The sequence below is a fragment of the Nonlabens arenilitoris genome (assembly GCF_002954765.1).
GTDB classification, from domain to species: domain Bacteria; phylum Bacteroidota; class Bacteroidia; order Flavobacteriales; family Flavobacteriaceae; genus Nonlabens; species Nonlabens arenilitoris.
The window spans coordinates 1,273,119-1,290,425 of sequence record NZ_MTPW01000001.1; the positions used below are offsets into that span (position 1 = coordinate 1,273,119).

17 protein-coding genes are annotated in these 17,307 nt (G+C 35.5%); 10 read left to right on the plus strand and 7 right to left on the minus strand.

Annotated elements, in window-relative coordinates; translation table 11 throughout:
• Window positions 1-156: 156 nt before the first annotated feature.
• From BST92_RS05630 to BST92_RS05670, 9 genes are all read left to right on the plus strand, one after another.
• Window positions 157-801 carry a hypothetical protein gene (locus tag BST92_RS05630; RefSeq protein ID WP_146105103.1) on the plus strand — a complete coding sequence of 215 codons (645 nt, stop codon included), beginning with the start codon at window positions 157-159 and terminating at the stop codon, window positions 799-801.
• Window positions 802-957: 156 nt separating this feature from the next.
• Window positions 958-1,617 carry a hypothetical protein gene (locus tag BST92_RS05635; RefSeq protein ID WP_146105104.1) on the plus strand — a complete coding sequence of 220 codons (660 nt, stop codon included), beginning with the start codon at window positions 958-960 and terminating at the stop codon, window positions 1,615-1,617.
• The gene (locus BST92_RS05640) at window positions 1,607-2,209 is read left to right on the plus strand and encodes a DUF6705 family protein (protein ID WP_105070564.1); all 603 of its coding nucleotides are present in this window, start codon (window positions 1,607-1,609) and stop codon (window positions 2,207-2,209) included. Before BST92_RS05635 ends, BST92_RS05640 begins: the two co-directional genes overlap by 11 nt.
• A 67-nt stretch (window positions 2,210-2,276) precedes the next feature.
• Window positions 2,277-3,581: a T9SS type A sorting domain-containing protein gene (locus tag BST92_RS05645; RefSeq protein ID WP_105070565.1), complete on the plus strand. Its 1,305-nt coding sequence runs from the start codon at window positions 2,277-2,279 to the stop codon at window positions 3,579-3,581.
• 2 nt (window positions 3,582-3,583) lie between these two features.
• On the plus strand, window positions 3,584-5,746 hold the full coding sequence (locus tag BST92_RS05650; protein ID WP_105070566.1) for a prolyl oligopeptidase family serine peptidase: 2,163 nt from the start codon (window positions 3,584-3,586) through the stop codon (window positions 5,744-5,746).
• A gap of 163 nt (window positions 5,747-5,909) precedes the next feature.
• Entirely contained in the window at window positions 5,910-7,448 is a 1,539-nt protein-coding gene (locus BST92_RS05655) for a choice-of-anchor I family protein (protein ID WP_105070567.1), read from the plus strand.
• 73 nt (window positions 7,449-7,521) lie between these two features.
• Window positions 7,522-8,454 (plus strand): ABC transporter ATP-binding protein, encoded by a 933-nt coding sequence (locus BST92_RS05660; protein ID WP_105070568.1) that lies wholly within the window; start codon window positions 7,522-7,524, stop codon window positions 8,452-8,454.
• Between the two features lie 100 nt (window positions 8,455-8,554).
• Complete coding sequence (locus BST92_RS05665; protein WP_105070569.1) at window positions 8,555-10,699, plus strand: TonB-dependent receptor; 2,145 nt, start codon at window positions 8,555-8,557, stop codon at window positions 10,697-10,699.
• 114 nt (window positions 10,700-10,813) lie between these two features.
• A complete protein-coding gene (locus BST92_RS05670; RefSeq protein WP_105070570.1) occupies window positions 10,814-11,434 on the plus strand; it encodes a hypothetical protein in 621 nt (206 codons plus the stop codon).
• Window positions 11,435-11,507: 73 nt separating this feature from the next.
• Here BST92_RS05670 and accC read toward each other — a convergent pair whose 3' ends face one another.
• From accC to pdxA, 6 genes are all read right to left on the minus strand, one after another.
• Window positions 11,508-12,854 carry an acetyl-CoA carboxylase biotin carboxylase subunit gene (gene accC, locus BST92_RS05675; protein ID WP_105070571.1) on the minus strand — a complete coding sequence of 449 codons (1,347 nt, stop codon included), beginning with the start codon at window positions 12,852-12,854 and terminating at the stop codon, window positions 11,508-11,510.
• 78 nt (window positions 12,855-12,932) lie between these two features.
• A complete protein-coding gene (accB, locus tag BST92_RS05680) occupies window positions 12,933-13,433 on the minus strand; it encodes an acetyl-CoA carboxylase biotin carboxyl carrier protein (protein WP_105070572.1) in 501 nt (166 codons plus the stop codon).
• A 17-nt stretch (window positions 13,434-13,450) separates the two neighbouring features.
• Window positions 13,451-14,449, minus strand: a complete 999-nt coding sequence (locus tag BST92_RS05685; RefSeq protein ID WP_105070573.1) for a beta-ketoacyl-ACP synthase III — start codon at window positions 14,447-14,449, stop codon at window positions 13,451-13,453.
• A 151-nt stretch (window positions 14,450-14,600) separates the two neighbouring features.
• Window positions 14,601-14,798 carry a 50S ribosomal protein L32 gene (gene rpmF, locus BST92_RS05690; RefSeq protein ID WP_036583364.1) on the minus strand — a complete coding sequence of 66 codons (198 nt, stop codon included), beginning with the start codon at window positions 14,796-14,798 and terminating at the stop codon, window positions 14,601-14,603.
• A gap of 2 nt (window positions 14,799-14,800) precedes the next feature.
• Window positions 14,801-15,346, minus strand: coding sequence for a YceD family protein (locus tag BST92_RS05695; protein ID WP_170061715.1), 546 nt, complete (start codon window positions 15,344-15,346; stop codon window positions 14,801-14,803).
• A 62-nt stretch (window positions 15,347-15,408) separates the two neighbouring features.
• Window positions 15,409-16,458, minus strand: a complete 1,050-nt coding sequence (pdxA, locus tag BST92_RS05700; RefSeq protein WP_105070575.1) for a 4-hydroxythreonine-4-phosphate dehydrogenase PdxA — start codon at window positions 16,456-16,458, stop codon at window positions 15,409-15,411.
• A 60-nt stretch (window positions 16,459-16,518) separates the two neighbouring features.
• On the opposite strand from pdxA, the gene BST92_RS05705 reads away from it, so the two are divergent.
• The gene (locus BST92_RS05705) at window positions 16,519-17,103 is read left to right on the plus strand and encodes a riboflavin synthase (RefSeq protein ID WP_105070576.1); all 585 of its coding nucleotides are present in this window, start codon (window positions 16,519-16,521) and stop codon (window positions 17,101-17,103) included.
• Here the strand turns inward: BST92_RS05705 and BST92_RS05710 are convergent.
• Window positions 17,098-17,283, minus strand: coding sequence for a hypothetical protein (locus BST92_RS05710; RefSeq protein ID WP_105070577.1), 186 nt, complete (start codon window positions 17,281-17,283; stop codon window positions 17,098-17,100). The genes BST92_RS05705 and BST92_RS05710 overlap by 6 nt on opposite strands.
• Window positions 17,284-17,307: the final 24 nt, after the last annotated feature.

A 17,307-nucleotide genomic window follows, 5' to 3' on the forward strand; every position in this document is an offset into this window, starting at 1 on the left:
TAAACGTTTAAGTACTCACTTGTTAATTTTTTGTTAAACTGTTTTTTTTTCGTACATGAATGGGCTTAGATTTGTTCATCCCCTGAATAAATAAATATTAGAATAATTAAACATTTTTCTCACTCGAGAATGGTTTAATGATTAAATTTATAAAGTATGTTTAGGAGGAATTCTTCTGTTGTTACCATTCTTGGTTTGCTTTTATTTTCTATAGTCATGGTCACTTCTTGTGAGAAGGATGATGATTTACGTATTCTTCAGGAGACAGTTGGTCATAATTTAAAAATGAATATTGTTTCTTATGAGACCTTGAAACAATCCTATCTTATTACTCAAAACACTCAAGATATATTAGGGTACAGAAATAAGAGTATAGATTCAACGGGATATGGCATTCAAATTGATACCAGTAGAATACAAGTGCTTGAAAGTGATTTTTATAAATCATATACTTTTCAAGTAGTTCAAGATTCTATAGAAAAACAACAAGTGCTTAAAAATTATGTGTTGACTGTCTATAACGATAGTACATTATATCAGTTTACGATTGATTATCCAGTCTTACAAAACGGTATTTATGATATTAATAACGCCACGGCTAGAAACTATGATGGTAATAGGCTCTACAAAAATGATGTAAATGGTTGCGGTTGGAATGAAATTGCAGTTACCAGCTGGCGGGAAACATGTGTAGAGACTACTTGTAAAGGTAGGGGAAAGCATACTTTTTCTCAAGGAGCCACATGTACGACATGGTGGGGAACTTCTGGTGGAGCAACGAGAACCTGCACCGGTGGCTAGGTTACTAGATGTCAAACTGGTGGTGGAACGAGTCATGACCCATTTGGCACCGATGATAATCCTGGCGGTAGTGGTCCTACAGACCCAAATGATTCAGGAGATCCCGATGAGATAGGAACCACTCCTAATGATGGTGGTGCGCTGGATCCTGTTGATGTGGATGTTTTATGTAATGAAGTTGTAAATCGCTTTAGCCAACAACTTTTCTCGGATAAAATTGAAAATATAAAAGAAAAATTGTCATTAAAAAAAGAATACGGACACGTAGAAAATGGATTTGGAAATTTTGTTCCTGTTGAATCTGATACAGATTATTCGGCAATTAATGATGTGCCTGTTGATACAACAACTATTGGAATGATGCACTCCCATTTCAATAATTTTGCTACAGGTAATATCCATCCAGAAACCGGTGATCCAGAAATAATAAAACCTATTAAAATACAATCCCCTAAAGATGTGCAACTGTTTCTAGTCCTTTTGAGAAACGCAGCAAACAACAATATACCTCTTAAAAAAGTATACTTGACAATGGTCTCCTCTTCTGGAGTTTACACTCTTAAATATGATGGAAATGCTAACAATATTCCTGCGGGAGGATCTACTAATGGATTAACCGCAGAAAAGTTTGAAAAAAAGTTTATTGAATATATCAAGAAATATAAAAATGAAAGAGGTTTATTGAAATTCATGAAAGATGAAATGGGCATTTCTAATGTATCATTGTACAGAACCATGAATAATGGAAATACTAAAAAATATTATCTTGAGGGAGATAAAGACAAACTTAAAAAAGATGTATGTCATGAAGATTAAAATTATAGCATTACTAATATTAACATTAACTATGTATTCAAATGAGTTAAAGGCTCAAGACGTAATTATGAGCCTAGACACATTTACAACTTATGCTGATGATCCAGACTCCAGCATTCCAGATGAGATCACTTACATTAAAGACGTTAATAATAAGTTAGATCCATTTGTCGGTACTTTTATTGGTAATCATGAAGGAAAGTCATTTACATTTGTCATTTCCAAAATTACAGGTCCTTTTGCAGATATTATTGCAGACCAACTCAACATAAAATATAAGATAGAAGATTCAAATGGAGTTGTTTTGGCTCAAACCTTAAATCTATCAAACAATTCTTTTGATATAGGCGGTATTTGTTTCACACCCGAAGGTTTTTATACAGCGAGCTATGTTGGCTTCGATGGTTGTGCACAAGCAGGTACTTTTTCTATGGTGCTTTCTGATACTACTAATCTACCAACTGTGTCACCTAACCAACTTACTGTTTATCTGGATCCAGCTAGAGAATTGTTAACTAACGATGAATGCCCTAATGGGGCAAGCCCACATATTTTCCCCACAAATGAACATTTTGTTCTTACTAGAATTTAATAAAAACTGTCTTACTACTATATAAACCGCTTTTAACTAACTTTACATCAGTTAAAAGGGATTTTTTATGACACTACGTTTACTTTATTTATTCTTATGCTTTTCTGTTTGCTCTCATGCACAATTTTGGGTAGAGAATGCCTCTGGTTTTCCGTTATCAAATACGGGCCTTTCCAAAATTCATATTGTAGATGATAACATAGCCTGGGCAACTGGTTATGATGGTATCAACCCAAATGTAAATGTGCAACGCTTCACGACTACTAGCGATGCTGGTGCTACCTGGACAGCTGGAACTATAGATGTAGGAAATGCTAATCTAGGAATCTCAAACATCTCTGGTGTAAGTGCAACAACAGCATATATAGCCGTTCATCCACGTGCTTCAGGTCAGATAGGTGGTGTGTGGCAAACAGTTGATACAGGAATTACTTGGACTCGTCAATCTGGCGCTCTTTTCAATAGCGCGACTAGTTTTACAAATGTGGTTCATTTTTATAATACAAATGATGGTGTCGTGATAGGCGATCCCGCAGGCGGCTATTGGGAAATATACACGACAACAAATGGTGGTACTAGTTATACTAGAGTTCCTAGTTCAAACATACCTGCGCCTTTAACCAACGAGGTAGGTTATCTAGCACAGTATACTCATTTAGGTAATAACATTTGGTTTACTACTAGCGCAGGAAGAGTCTATCATTCTGCAAACATGGGAAACAATTGGAGCGTTTTTAATACACCACTTAGTGATTTCGGTGGAACAAATTTAAGTGGAGATATTACTTTTAGTACCGCAAATAAAGGAATGATTCAAGATAATTCTGGTAACTTATTTATAACACAAGATGCTGGAACCACATGGAATCCAGTAAACATCTCTGGCACAGGCTTCCCATACGGTGGTGCTATTGCTTATATCCCAAACTCTTCTAGAGTGGTGAGTACCGGCGGTGATACTGCACTAGCAGGTACCGCTTACTCTACAGATGACGGCATTACATGGACTAATGTAAGTACAGATCAACATGTTGACGTCGCTTTTTTAGATGAGGATACTGGTTATAGTGGCGGATTTAGCACTATTAGTACACAAGATGGTGTTTATGTCTATACAGACAGTGTACTGTCTACTTATGATCAATTAGCAACAGATGGTTTTTCTATTTACCCTAATCCTAGTTCAGAATTTATCAATATTTTAAGTACTCAACCCATAGAAAAAGTTGAAATTTATGATATCAATAGTAGATTATTAATGGAATATAGTAACATATCATTGATTGATGTGACTGATTTACAAAGTGGTATTTATTTTATTAAAGTTAATGCTAATACTACTTCAACCACACAGCAACTAATAAAAAACTAACTATGAAAAAAACACTTCTCGCAGCCACTGTTCTTATGGCATTGGTATCTTGTGAAGACAAAAAACAGGATTCAAAAAAAATGGAAATTACTTATCCTACCACACAAACAGTAGATCATGTTGATAATTATCATGGTACAGATGTACCAGATCCATACCGCTGGCTAGAAGATGATCGTAGTGCAGAGACCGGTGAATGGGTTAAAGCACAAAATCAAGTTACTAATAGTTACTTAGATCAGATACGCTTTCGCGAAAGCGTAAAAAACCGTCTCACAGAATTATGGAACTATGAAAAAGTAGGAGCGCCATTTATAGAAGGTGACTATACTTATTTCTATAAAAATGACGGGTTGCAAAATCAATATGTTATCTACAGATTCCCAAATGATGGAAATATGGAAGATGCTGAGGTTTTCTTAGATCCTAACTCCTTTTCTAAAGATGGAACAACTTCACTAGGTGGAACTTCTTTTACTAAAGATGGTTCTCTGTTTGCTTACGCGATTTCTGAAGGAGGAAGCGACTGGAGAAAAATTATCGTGCTCAATACAGAGGACTTAAGTCAAGTAGGAGACACCATTAAAGATGTAAAGTTTTCTGGAATGTCTTGGAGAGGAAATGATGGATTCTATTATTCCAGCTATGATAAACCAGATGGTAGTGAGCTCAGTGCTATGACCGACCAGCATAAGTTGTATTACCACAAATTAGGAACACCACAGAGTGCTGATCAAGTAATCTTTGGCGGTACACCAGATCAAAAATATCGTTACGTAGGTGGTGGTGTTACCGACGATCAGAACTATCTAGTCATTTCTGCCAGTACTTCTACAAATGGTGGTAAAATGTTCATGAAAGAATTAAATAAACCTAATGCTCCATTAGTTACTATTTTAGACAATTTTGATACCAATACTTATTTATTACATAATGAAGGTTCTAAGTTATGGCTGGTGACAGACTATAATGCACCTAACAAACGTATCGTTACAACCGACTTTTCTAACCCAACTCAAGAAAATTGGGTAGATGTGATTCCTGAAACAGAAAATGTGTTGTCACCTTCTACTGGTGGTGGATATATATTTACAGAGTATATGGTAGATGCTGTATCTAAAGTGCAACAATACAATTATGATGGTACATTGGTAAGGAATGTAGAATTACCAGGAATAGGAAATGTAGGCGGTTTTGGTGCTAAAGAAAAAGATGAAACGTTATACTATAGCTTTACTAATTACACCACTCCTGGAAGCACTTATTTATATGATATAGAAAAAGGAACTTCAGAACTGTATCGCAAACCAGAAATTAAGTTCAATAGTGATGAATATGAGTCTAAGCAGGTATTCTATACCTCTAAAGACGGCACTAAAATCCCTATGATTATTTCACACAAAAAAGGATTAGTATTAGATGGTAAAAACCCAACTATTCTTTATGGTTATGGCGGTTTCAATATTTCATTAAATCCAAGTTTCTCAGTTTCTAGAGCTGCATGGATGGAAATGGGCGGTATTTATGCCGTGGCAAATTTACGCGGTGGTGGTGAATATGGTAAAAAATGGCATGACGCTGGTACTAAAATGCAAAAGCAAAACGTATTTGATGATTTTATAGCTGCTGGTGAATGGTTAAAAGACAACGATTATACCTCTACAAAATATCTTGCCATCCAAGGTGGTTCTAACGGTGGATTGTTAGTAGGGGCAACGATGACACAGCGACCAGATTTAGCTGGTGTAGCATTCCCAGCGGTAGGTGTATTAGATATGTTAAGATATAATAAGTTTACCGCAGGTGCAGGATGGGCTTATGACTATGGAACCGCTGAGGATAATCCAGAAATGTTCAATTATCTTAAAGGATATTCCCCATTACACAATATTAAACAAGGTGTTTCTTATCCAGCGACTATGGTAACTACAGGTGATCACGATGATCGAGTAGTTCCAGCACACTCGTTTAAATTTGCTGCTGAACTGCAGTCTAAACAAGCTGGAGATGCTCCTACCTTAATAAGAATAGAGACTGATGCTGGTCACGGTGCAGGTAAATCAACCGCACAAGTAATTCAAGAACAAACAGATATTTATAGTTTTGCCTTATTTAATATGGGCTTTGAAGAACTACCAGAACTAAGTACAAGAGTAAAAATGTAAATTTTACATTTCATTAATAGACAATTACTAAAACCCATGCAATTTGCGTGGGTTTTTTATTTCATAACTATTAAATAATAATTTATAAACCATCATATAAGACCTAGCTAACACTATTCAGCTATTGAAGACTTTGTTTTGTACATGCCAAAAAATCAATAAAATGAATAAAATTATTTATGCCTTAATTGCAATTATACTATGTAGTTGTAATAATAATGATGATAGAAGTGATCATATCTCACTATCTACTGAAGTAAATTTTCAAAGAGCTGCAACTATTCAAGTCGGTGGTGCCGGCAGTGCAGAAATAAGTGCTTATGATATAGTCAGTAAAAAACTATTTGTTATAAATGCAGAGTCCAATCAAGTTAATGTTTATGACTTATCAAACCCTAGTATTCCAATTGAACAACCAGCTATTACATTAACAAGCGGAGCTCCTAATAGTGTTGCAGTTGGTGATGGTATTATTGCCGTAGCGGTAGAGAATGACAATAAACAGCTTAATGGTACCGTCGTTACCTATGATATTGAGAGTCAAACTTTACTAGATAGCTATACCGTAGGCGCATTACCAGATATGGTTACTTTTACACCAGATGGTGAAAAAATTCTCGTTGCCTGTGAAGGTGAGCCTAATGATGATTATACCATCGATCCTGAAGGAACTGTAGGCATTATTACACTATCAAATGGAGCGATACAATTAATCAATTTTGCGAGTTTAAATAATCAAAAAGCGGCTTTAAAGAATGATGGTGTACGTATTTATGGTCCAGGTGCCACTGTAGCTCAAGACTTAGAGCCAGAATATATAGTGGTGTCTGAAAATGGAAATACTGCATATGTCACTTGTCAAGAAAACAATGCACTGATAAGTATAGATGTAAATGCTGCAACTATAAACTATGTAAAAGCTTATGGTGTTAAGGATTATAATAATCCTTTAAATAGCATAGACGCCAGTGATAGAGATGATGTAACACAATTAAAAAATTGGCCTGTACTTTCATATTATCATCCAGATGGTATGGATATCGTTACTATAAATGGTCAAGAATTGATTGTTACAGCAAATGAAGGAGATGCTCGCGATTACGATGGGTATTCTGAAGAAGAAAGAGTTAAGGACCTTATTTTAGACCCAACAGCTTTTCCAGATGCAGCTACTTTACAAATGGATGAAAATATTGGTAGATTAAAGATTACAACTGCAAATGGTGATATCGATGGTGATGGTGATTATGATGTAATTTACGGATATGGTGGTCGTAGCTTCAGCTTTTGGGATACCAATGGAAACCTTGTTTATGATAGTGGTAATAGTATAGCAGTAAACACTCTAAATATCAACCCTACACGATTCAATGATGAAGATGGACGTAGTGATGATAAAGGTGCTGAGCCAGAAGCAGTAGCTGTTTTAGAAATAAAAAGTAATACATCAAACACTAATTCTATAAACAACAGATATATACTCGCCGTAGCTATGGAACGTACAGATGGTGTTTTATTATATGATGTTACAAACCCTAATAATCCAGTATTTCTTACATGGTTAGAAGCAATAGGTGATGAAGCACCAGAAAGTTTATTAATGATTCCACGAGAAGAAAGTGGTAATGATAAAGCATTGCTAATCATAAGTAATGAAGATAGCGGTACCGTTAACATCTATCAAAACAATGTTTTAGATTAAATCATCCACTTAATAATATTAAACCCATGCAAATTGCATGGGTTTTTTAGTTTCTAGCAAATACCTTTGTAATATGTTACATTTAAAAGACCTTCAGTTTTCATATCCACAAGGTAAAGCCTTACATAAAATCAATTTAAAAATTGATCAAGGAACACACGCGGCACTTATAGGTGAAAGCGGTTGTGGAAAAAGTACTTTACTGAATTTAATCTATGGCTTGCTACAAGAAGAAAGTGGTGAAATAACTTTTGAAGGTAAAATATTAGATGGGGCAGATTTTCATCTCGTACCAGGTCATCCCATGATGAAGTATGTACCGCAAGAGTTTGATTTAATGCCTTTTACTACCGTATTTGAAAATGTAGGGGAGCATCTTTCCATACAGATTGATGACAGAGTATCTCGCATTGCAGATTTACTTCATATAGTCGATATGAGCGACTTTAAAGATCGCAAGGTAAAAACATTAAGCGGCGGGCAAAAACAGCGCGTAGCAATTGCTAAAGCGCTCGCTCAACAACCTAAGGTCTTACTACTAGATGAACCTTTTTCAAACATTGATAATTTTAGGAAAAACGACTTAAGACGTAGCCTGTTTTCTTATCTTAAAAAAGAGAATATTACCTGCCTAATTGCGACACATGATAAAGATGATGTGCTACCATTTACACATCAAACTATAATCATGCGCAATGGCCATATCATTGATCATAGAAAAACTATCGATTGCTATCAAAAGCCGTTCAATAAATACGGAGCCTCTCTATTCAATGAGGTAAATGTAATTCCAGTAGGATGGTTTAATAATGCTGAAGAAATCATATGCTATCCTGAACAGCTTGCTGTTAATGAAAAAGGCATTGAAGTAATTGTAGAAAACTCTTATTTTAAAGGAGCAGATTATCTAATTCAAGCTACATATCAAGATGAAACCTTATTATTCAATTCGCTTGAGAAACTCGAGACTGGTCAAAAAGTAAAATTAGCTTTAAAGAGCAATTAAAACTTAGATGACAACTCAGTTTAAAAATTCAACAACTCAGTAAAAGAGAATAGTTACCAGCCTTATTTCATAGGATGTTTGTATCATCAAACCATGACCTATGAAAACTCTATTTTTATTACTAAGTATTACCTTATCAATATCTAGTCTAGCACAGACCACTATAAGCGGCCAGGTTCTAGATGAGAAAAATGTGCCTGTATTAGGAGCAAATGTTTATTTACAAGGTACATATGATGGCGCTACAACAGATATTGATGGTAAGTTTTCTTTTACTACTTCAGAGACTTCTTACGTTACCTTAGTAGTAAGCTTTATAGGCTATGAAGACTTTAATCAACAAGCTCTAGTAAATGAACTAGAAGGATTAGAGATACGCTTTCGCGAAAGCGTAAACAGTCTTAACTCTGTAATACTTAATGCTGGAACATTAAGCGCTGGAGACAGTTCTAAGGCGAGTGCGCTTAAACCGCTCGATATCGTTACTACGGCTGGCGCAGTCGGTGATTTTGTAGGTGCACTGCAAACACTTCCAGGAACAAGTGCAAATCCAGATGATGGTCGCCTTTTTGTACGTGGTGGTAGCGGTGAAGAAACTCAAGTGTTTATAGATGATAGTAGAGTTTTCCGCCCTTTTGTTCCAGTAACAGGGAACATACCTACACGAGGTAGATTTTCCCCATTTTTATTTGACGGAATCTCTTTTTCTACCGGTGGATACAGTGCAGAGTATGGTGATGCTCTATCGAGCGTATTATTATTAAATACTACTGACGTACCTGTAGAGGAAAAAACAGATTTACAAATTATGAGTGTAGGTGGTGGCGTAGGAAACACACAAATTTGGGGAAAGAATAGCATCAGCGTTAATGCCAGTTATATTAATCTAGGTCCATACAATCAGTTAATACCACAAAACAACCAGTTTGAAGATCCATATGAATCTATAAGTGGTGAGGCTGTTTATAGACATCAACTAGACAAAGGAATGTTTAAGGCCTATAGTGCTTATTCCTATAGCAATTTTAGTATCATTCAAGAAGACATTGATATAGAAGATGGTATCTACTTTGGACTTAAAAATGGAAATTACTATGGAAATTTAAATTATGAAGAACGTCTTAAAAATGATTGGAGAATTGAAGCTGGTATTAGTCTTGCACATGATCGCAATGACATTAATGTCGCTGGTACTGACGTAGATACTAGAGAAAATGCCTTACATGCAAAATTAAAATTGCGCAAGCGCTACAACAACTACTTTAAAATACATTATGGAATTGAACAATTCTTAATTAACTATGAAGAAAATGTCATCATAAATAATGATATATATAAGTCATCTTTAAATTCATCAAACACTGGCGCATTTACAGAGGCTGAAGTCTTTTTATCAAAAGATCTTGCCTTTAAGGCTGGTGTAAGGGCAGATTATTATGGATTGAGTGAAGAGTTACTTATTTCTCCTAGACTAAGTGCGGCTATAACTGTATCTCAAAACTGGCAGGCATCTTTTGCTTATGGACAGTTCTATCAACAAGCTCAAAATAATATTCTTCAGTATGATCAAGAACTAGCACCAGAAAGTGCAGAGCATTATATCCTTAACTTTTTATATCAAAAAGATGGACGCATGCTGCGCGCAGAAACCTATTATAAAAATTATTCTAGTCTATTAACCTATAATACTGACAGGCCACAATTAGAAAGTAATTTTAAAGTAAATGGAAATGGCTATGCGACTGGATTAGATGTGTTTTGGCGAGATGAGAAAACTGTTAAAAACCTAGATTACTGGATCAGCTATTCATATTTAGATACTGAAAGACAGTATCTTAATTTTCAAGAAAGCGCAACGCCCAATTTTGCAAGTGCTCATAATTTCAGCGCAGTTGGGAAGTATTGGGTTGAGGATTTAAAATCACAAATAGGTCTTACCTATAATTATACCAGTGGTAGAGCTTTTACTAATCCTAACCGCACAGGTTTTCTTAATGATAAAACGGCTTCATTTCAAAGTTTAAATTTAAACTGGGCTTATCTCATCGATCAACAAAAAATCGTATTCCTATCAGTGACAAACCTATTAGGAAGAGAAAATACCTTTAATTATCAATACAGTAATACACCTGATCAGATGGGCAATTTTGATCGTAGATCTATAGGTCAGGCAGCAGATAGATTCTTTTTTGTAGGCTTCTTCTGGACGTTAGGTAGTAATGACAATCAATTAGATAATTTATAAAATCATCCTATACAACAACTCAGTATCAAGATATGACAGTTGGGTTTATTAAGATTTTGCATATGCTTATTACACAGCATATTTACCATATCAATAACTATTAAAACTTTAATTATGAAATCCATTACCACTCTTATCATTCTGTTTATATCACTTTCTATAAACGCCCAATCCAGCTATGAAAAAGCGATGATTAAAGGATTAGAACTTATGAGAACAGATTTACTTGCTGCATCACAACAATTTGAAAGAGTTGCCGCTGCAGAGTCTAACAAATGGGAACCAGCTTACTATGTGGCACTTTGCAATATCAATAGTTCATGGGGACAAAATCCAAAAGATGAAACTGTGCTCTACATGAAAAAAGCTCAGGATTATATTAATGATGCCATGGCTATTTCTATAGACAATCCAGAATTAATAGTTTTACAAGGACTTTTAAATACTTGCTGGATTACCTATGATGCACGTACTTATGGTATGAAACTATCTCCAGCAACAACTGCATTATATGAGAAAGCTCATAAAATAGCGCCACATAATCCTAGAGTTGTTCTTTCTAAAGCTGAATGGTTGATGGGTAGTGCAAAATATTTTGGCAAAGATGTTACACCATATTGTAAACTCATAGATGAAGCCATTGACTTATTTGAAAAAGAAGAAATCACTGGTTTTACACCGTCTTGGGGAAAGGAAAGAGCATTAGAGATACAGGCCTCTTGCAATAAAAATTAATTGAATTAGCCTTCTATAAAAAAACCCTTATTACATGTAGTAATAAGGGTTTTTAATATATTTTAAAAATCTATTATTTCTCTGGATCCATTACAAAATCATTCATAAATGCCGTGGTATAGTTACCAGCAACATAATCTGGATGATCCATTAACTGTCTATGAAAAGGAATTGTAGTTTTAATACCTTCAATAACAAATTCATCTAATGCTCTTTTCATTTTATCTATCGCTTCCTGACGTGTACGTGCAGTTGTAATTAACTTTGCTATCATAGAATCATAGTTAGGTGGGATAGAATATCCTGCATAAACGTGAGTATCTAGACGTACACCATGACCACCAGGTGCATGTAGGGTAGTAATTTTACCTGGAGAAGGACGGAAATCGTGATAAGGATCTTCTGCATTAATACGACACTCTATTGAGTGTAAAGTAGGCTCATAATTCTTACCAGATATCTTTACACCAGCAGCTACTAGAATTTGTTCTCTAATAAGATCAAAATCTATAACTTGCTCTGTAATAGGGTGCTCTACTTGAATACGAGTATTCATTTCCATAAAGTAGAAATTACGGTGCTTATCCACTAGGAATTCTACCGTACCAGCTCCTTCATACTTAATAAATTCTGCAGCTTTAACTGCAGCTTCTCCCATATCCTTACGCAACTTTTTAGTCATGAAAGGAGAAGGAACTTCTTCAGTTAATTTTTGGTGACGACGCTGTACAGAACAGTCACGTTCACTTAAGTGACATGCTTTACCATAAGAGTCACCTACTACCTGAATTTCAATATGACGTGGCTCTTCAATGAGTTTTTCCATGTACATATCATCATTACCGAATGCAGCTTTACTTTCTTGACGTGCACTTTCCCATGCTGCTAGTAAGTCTTCTTCTTTCCATACAGCACGCATACCTTTACCACCACCACCGGCAGTCGCTTTAAGCATGACAGGATATCCAGTTTCTAACGCAATTTTTTTACAATCGTCAAAATCTGCGATAATTCCATCAGATCCTGGTACACAAGGTACACCAGCAGCCTTCATCGTTTCTTTGGCCGTTGCCTTATCTCCCATTTTTGCAATCATATCTGGACTCGCACCGATAAATTTGATATCGTGCTCTCCACATATACGAGAGAAGTCAGCATTTTCAGAAAGAAATCCATATCCTGGATGAATAGCATCTGCATTTGTAATTTCAGCAGCGCTTATGATATTAGAAACTTTAAGATAAGATAAGTTACTAGGTGGTGGACCTATACACACGGCCTCATCTGCAAATTTAACATGGAGACTATCAGCATCAGCAGTTGAATAAACAGCTACTGTTTTGATACCCATCTCTTTACAGGTTCTAATAACTCTTAGAGCTATTTCACCACGATTTGCTATCAATATTTTTTTAAACATGATACTTTTTTTATGTTAGTGTAACTGTGGTATTTATGCTTTCGCGAAAGCGTATCCACAAAAAATCCCTCTTATATATTAAGAAGGATCTACTAAAAATAATGGTTGGTCAAATTCTACCGGAGAAGAATCATCTACTAATACTTTAACGATAGTACCAGAAACTTCACTCTCTATTTCATTGAAAAGTTTCATTGCCTCAATGATACAAAGTGTATCACCTTCTTTAATGCTATCTCCTACTTCACAGAAAAGTGGTTTATCTGGAGAAGGTTTTCTATAAAAGGTACCTATGATAGGTGATTTTACAGTAACATATTTACTGTTATCATCTGCCGCTGGTGCCGCTGGTGCTGCCTCAGTTGCTGGTGCTGCCGCTAGTGCCGCTGGTGCCGCTGCAGGTGCTGCTTGTGGCATAGGTGCTGCTTGCATAGGCAATGCTTGTTGTACATAAGTCACTTCATTAGAGTCTGATCCAGTTCTAATTGTGATTTTAACGTCATCCATCTCTAGCTTTACCTCGCTAGCTCCAGATTTTGCTACAAACTTGATTAAGTTTTGAATTTCTTTTATATCCATAATTTAAGTGGTTATGATTAGCTATTATAAGCCCATGTTAGTAAAATAGAGCCCCAAGTGAATCCACCGCCGAACGCGGCAAAGACTAACTTGTCACCTTTTTTTAATTGAGATTCGTATTCATTTAATAATAGTGGTAATGTAGCGCTAGTGGTATTACCATAGCGATCTATATTCATCATTACCTTTTCATCAGGCAGGTCTACCCGTTTAGCAGTAGCATCTATGATCCGTTTATTTGCTTGATGAGGTACTAACCAGTCTACATCTTCATTAGTAAGATGATTGCGTTTCACAATTTTCTCTGCAACGTCTGCCATATTAGAAACAGCATACTTGAAAACGTTTTTACCGTCTTGATAAACGACGTGTTGGTTATTATCTACGGTGTCATGGCTAGCTGGCATTAAAGAACCACCAGCTTCAATTTTTAAGAAGTTTCTTCCTATTCCATCACTTCTTAAAATTTCGTCTTCATATCCTACAGTATGATCCTCAGTGGCTTCAAATAGAGCTGCTCCTGCTCCATCACCAAAAATGATACATGTGGTACGATCTTTATAATCAATAATGCTGGACATCTTATCTGCACCTATAAGAAGAACTTTTTTATAACGGCCAGATTCTATATAACTGCTCGCGGTACTCATTCCATAAAGGAAACTGGAGCAAGCTGCTTGTAAGTCATAAGAAAAAGCGTTAACGGCACCTATCTCACTAGCTACATAAGCGGCTGTGGATGCTACGGGCATATCTGGTGTCACAGTTCCTACTATGACTAAGTCTATAGATACAGGATCTAAATCTTTTTTCTTGATAAGGTCTAGTGCTGCTTGAATAGCAAGGTACGACGTGCCCTTATCCTTGTCTTTTAAAATCCTGCGCTCTTTGATACCTGTACGTGTGGTAATCCACTCGTCATTTGTATCAACCATTGTCGCAAGGATAGCGTTAGTAAGCTTGTAGTCTGGCACGTAGCCGCCTACTGCAGTAATCGCCGCTTTGATGTTACTCATACAGGTGATTCTAGTAATTATTAGAGCCGTGAAAGCTACTGAAAAACTTGCAGAAATAAATAAAAATGACACGTTTTTAATTAAAACGTGTCATTTTTTATGAATTTGTAAAGAAAAGCCTTGTTTTCTACTGATTTATTAAATCAGAGAATTATGCTTCTACTTCTTCAGTTTTGTCTATTAATACATTACCGCGGTAATATAATTTACCTTCATGCCAGTGTGCTCTGTGGTAAAGGTGTGCTTCACCAGTTGTGCTATCTGTAGCAATTTGTGGAACACTAGCTTTGTAGTGAGTTCTTCTTTTATCTCTTCTTGTTTTGGAGATTTTTCTCTTAGGATGCGCCATGGCTATTTATTATTATCCGTTTTTATTTTCTTTAATGCGTCCCATCTGGGATCGGTACTTTCTTTATTGTCTTCTATTATGTCCAGGTTTTTAGGCTGTAGTTCTTCTAACTTATCGAGCAGTTCTGAATCTAGTGATCCGTCTTCAACTCCAGGATGAACTCTTTTTAATGGAATTCCTAGAACTAACATCTCATATACGTATTGACTTATGTTCAATTCATAAGCACCATGTGGTAAAATCAGAAGTTCTTCATTATCATCATTATATTCTGGACCGAATTTAATAATGACATCCATTTGTGTTTCAATTTCTAAGTCAAATGGCTCATTTGTTACATCACAATTGACATTAATTGAGCCTGAAGCTTCTAGATGTAATTCCATTATCGTGGACTTTTTATCTAAAGTTGCTTCAACATTTAACTGAGAACTATTAAAATCCTCAAAACCATAATTTTCAAAAAACGTATTATCAACCTCATATAGAAACTGATGTTTCCCCTGCTTTAAACCTACAAAGGAAATATTAAAATCTTTGAGTTCCATAATCTTCCTCGTTAAACGAGCGGGCAAAGATAATAAAAGTTATTAAAAATACATTGTTAATATTATCTACGTTTCTTAGAAAGATTTTTTAATGGGTTTGAAGACAGTTTTTCATACATAGTTCTGTGTCTAAAAATAGTAACCGCGGTATGAATTGCTGCCATAAATGAAGATGGGTTTGCATCGCCTTTTCCTGCAATGTCAAATCCAGTTCCATGATCTGGACTAGTTCTTACATGACTTAAACCTGCTGTATAGTTAACTCCAGTACCAAATGTTATCGTTTTAAATGGCACTAATCCTTGATCATGATATGATGCTAAAACAGCGTCAAATTGTACATGTTTCTTGTTTCCAAAAAAACTATCTGCTGGATATGGCCCGAATATTAACGTACCATCTTTTCTCAATTCTTCTAAGACCGGAATTAAAGTATCCTGATCATCTGTTCCTATTACACCATTATCTCCTACGTGAGGATTAATACCTAAAACAGCAATTTTAGGCTTCACAATTCCAAAATCCTTCTTTAAAGACTCCTTAATAGTTCCTATTTTAGTTTTAATCACTTTTTCTGTAATCTGATTAGGCACGTCTTTTAAAGGAACGTGATCTGTAAGTAATCCGACTCTTAAATCTTCAGAAACCATAAACATTAAACTTTCCCCATCTAGCTCTTGATTAAGATAGTCTGTATGACCAGGGAATTTAAAATCATCTGATTGTATTGATTCTTTATGAATAGGTGCTGTCACTAAAACATCTATCTGATTTGATTTTAAAGCAGCTGTAGCGGCCTTTAAGCTTCTTATAGCTAGTTCACCTGCAATAGGGTCTACTGTTCCCCAATTAACTTTAAAAGGTTCTTTAATCAATCTTACCACGTTAACCTTTCCATCAACAATATCGTCTAGTGAGGTTATACCATGAATTTTAGTATTAATCTTTAAAGATTTAATATAATAGGATAAAAGCTTAGTACTTGCAAAAATCACTGGAGTATATAGCTCCAACATCTGACTATTTTCAAATGCTTTTAAAATAATCTCTCCACCTATTCCGTTAGGATCGCCTAATGAAATTCCTACTCTAATGTTTTGCTTTTTGTTCATGCGGTGCTTTGTTTTTCGCCGTATTTTTGAGAAGATAAAAGTAACGGTTTTTCATCACTTATGTTTACAGGAATAATAGAGTCTGCTGCAAGAGTCATTCAACTCAAAAAAGAAAATACAAATTTACACTTAACTCTAGAGAGCAATATCACTAGTGAGTTAAAAATAGATCAAAGTGTCGCACACAACGGTGTCTGTTTAACCGTGGTCGCTATAGACGGTAATCAGTATGTTGTTACTGCAATTGAAGAAACTTTAAATAAAACTAACATAAGTAAGTTAAATGTAGGCGATATTGTCAATATTGAACGAGCTATGAAAATGAATGCCAGGCTGGACGGACATATCGTTCAAGGTCATGTAGATCAAGTAGCAATTTGTAGGGAAGTAGTTAATAAAGACGGCTCATGGATCTTCACTTTTGAGTACGATAAGAATTTACATAATGTGACTATTGAAAAAGGTAGTATTTGCATTAATGGTGTTAGTCTTACTGTTGTCAATTCAAAGATCAATGAATTTTCTGTAGCGATAATTCCTTATACCTATGAACACACTGGTTTTAAAACGCTAAAAAAAGGCGATACCGTCAATTTAGAATTTGACGTTATAGGTAAATATGTGAAAAGATTAATGGGATTATAATGCTCTACGGCGGCTTCTATAAACGGCAACAGCTCCTATCAATATAGCGCTAGCTATAAGAAACCAGATGTTTCCATCCAAAGGAACATCTCCTACAGGCGGCGGGATACCCATCTTAGGAACAGGTGGTGTTGCTTGCTGTACTAACACTGTTAGGGAAAGTGAAAGAATATTGCTCATAGTTATTTTAACGACTGCGAAAGT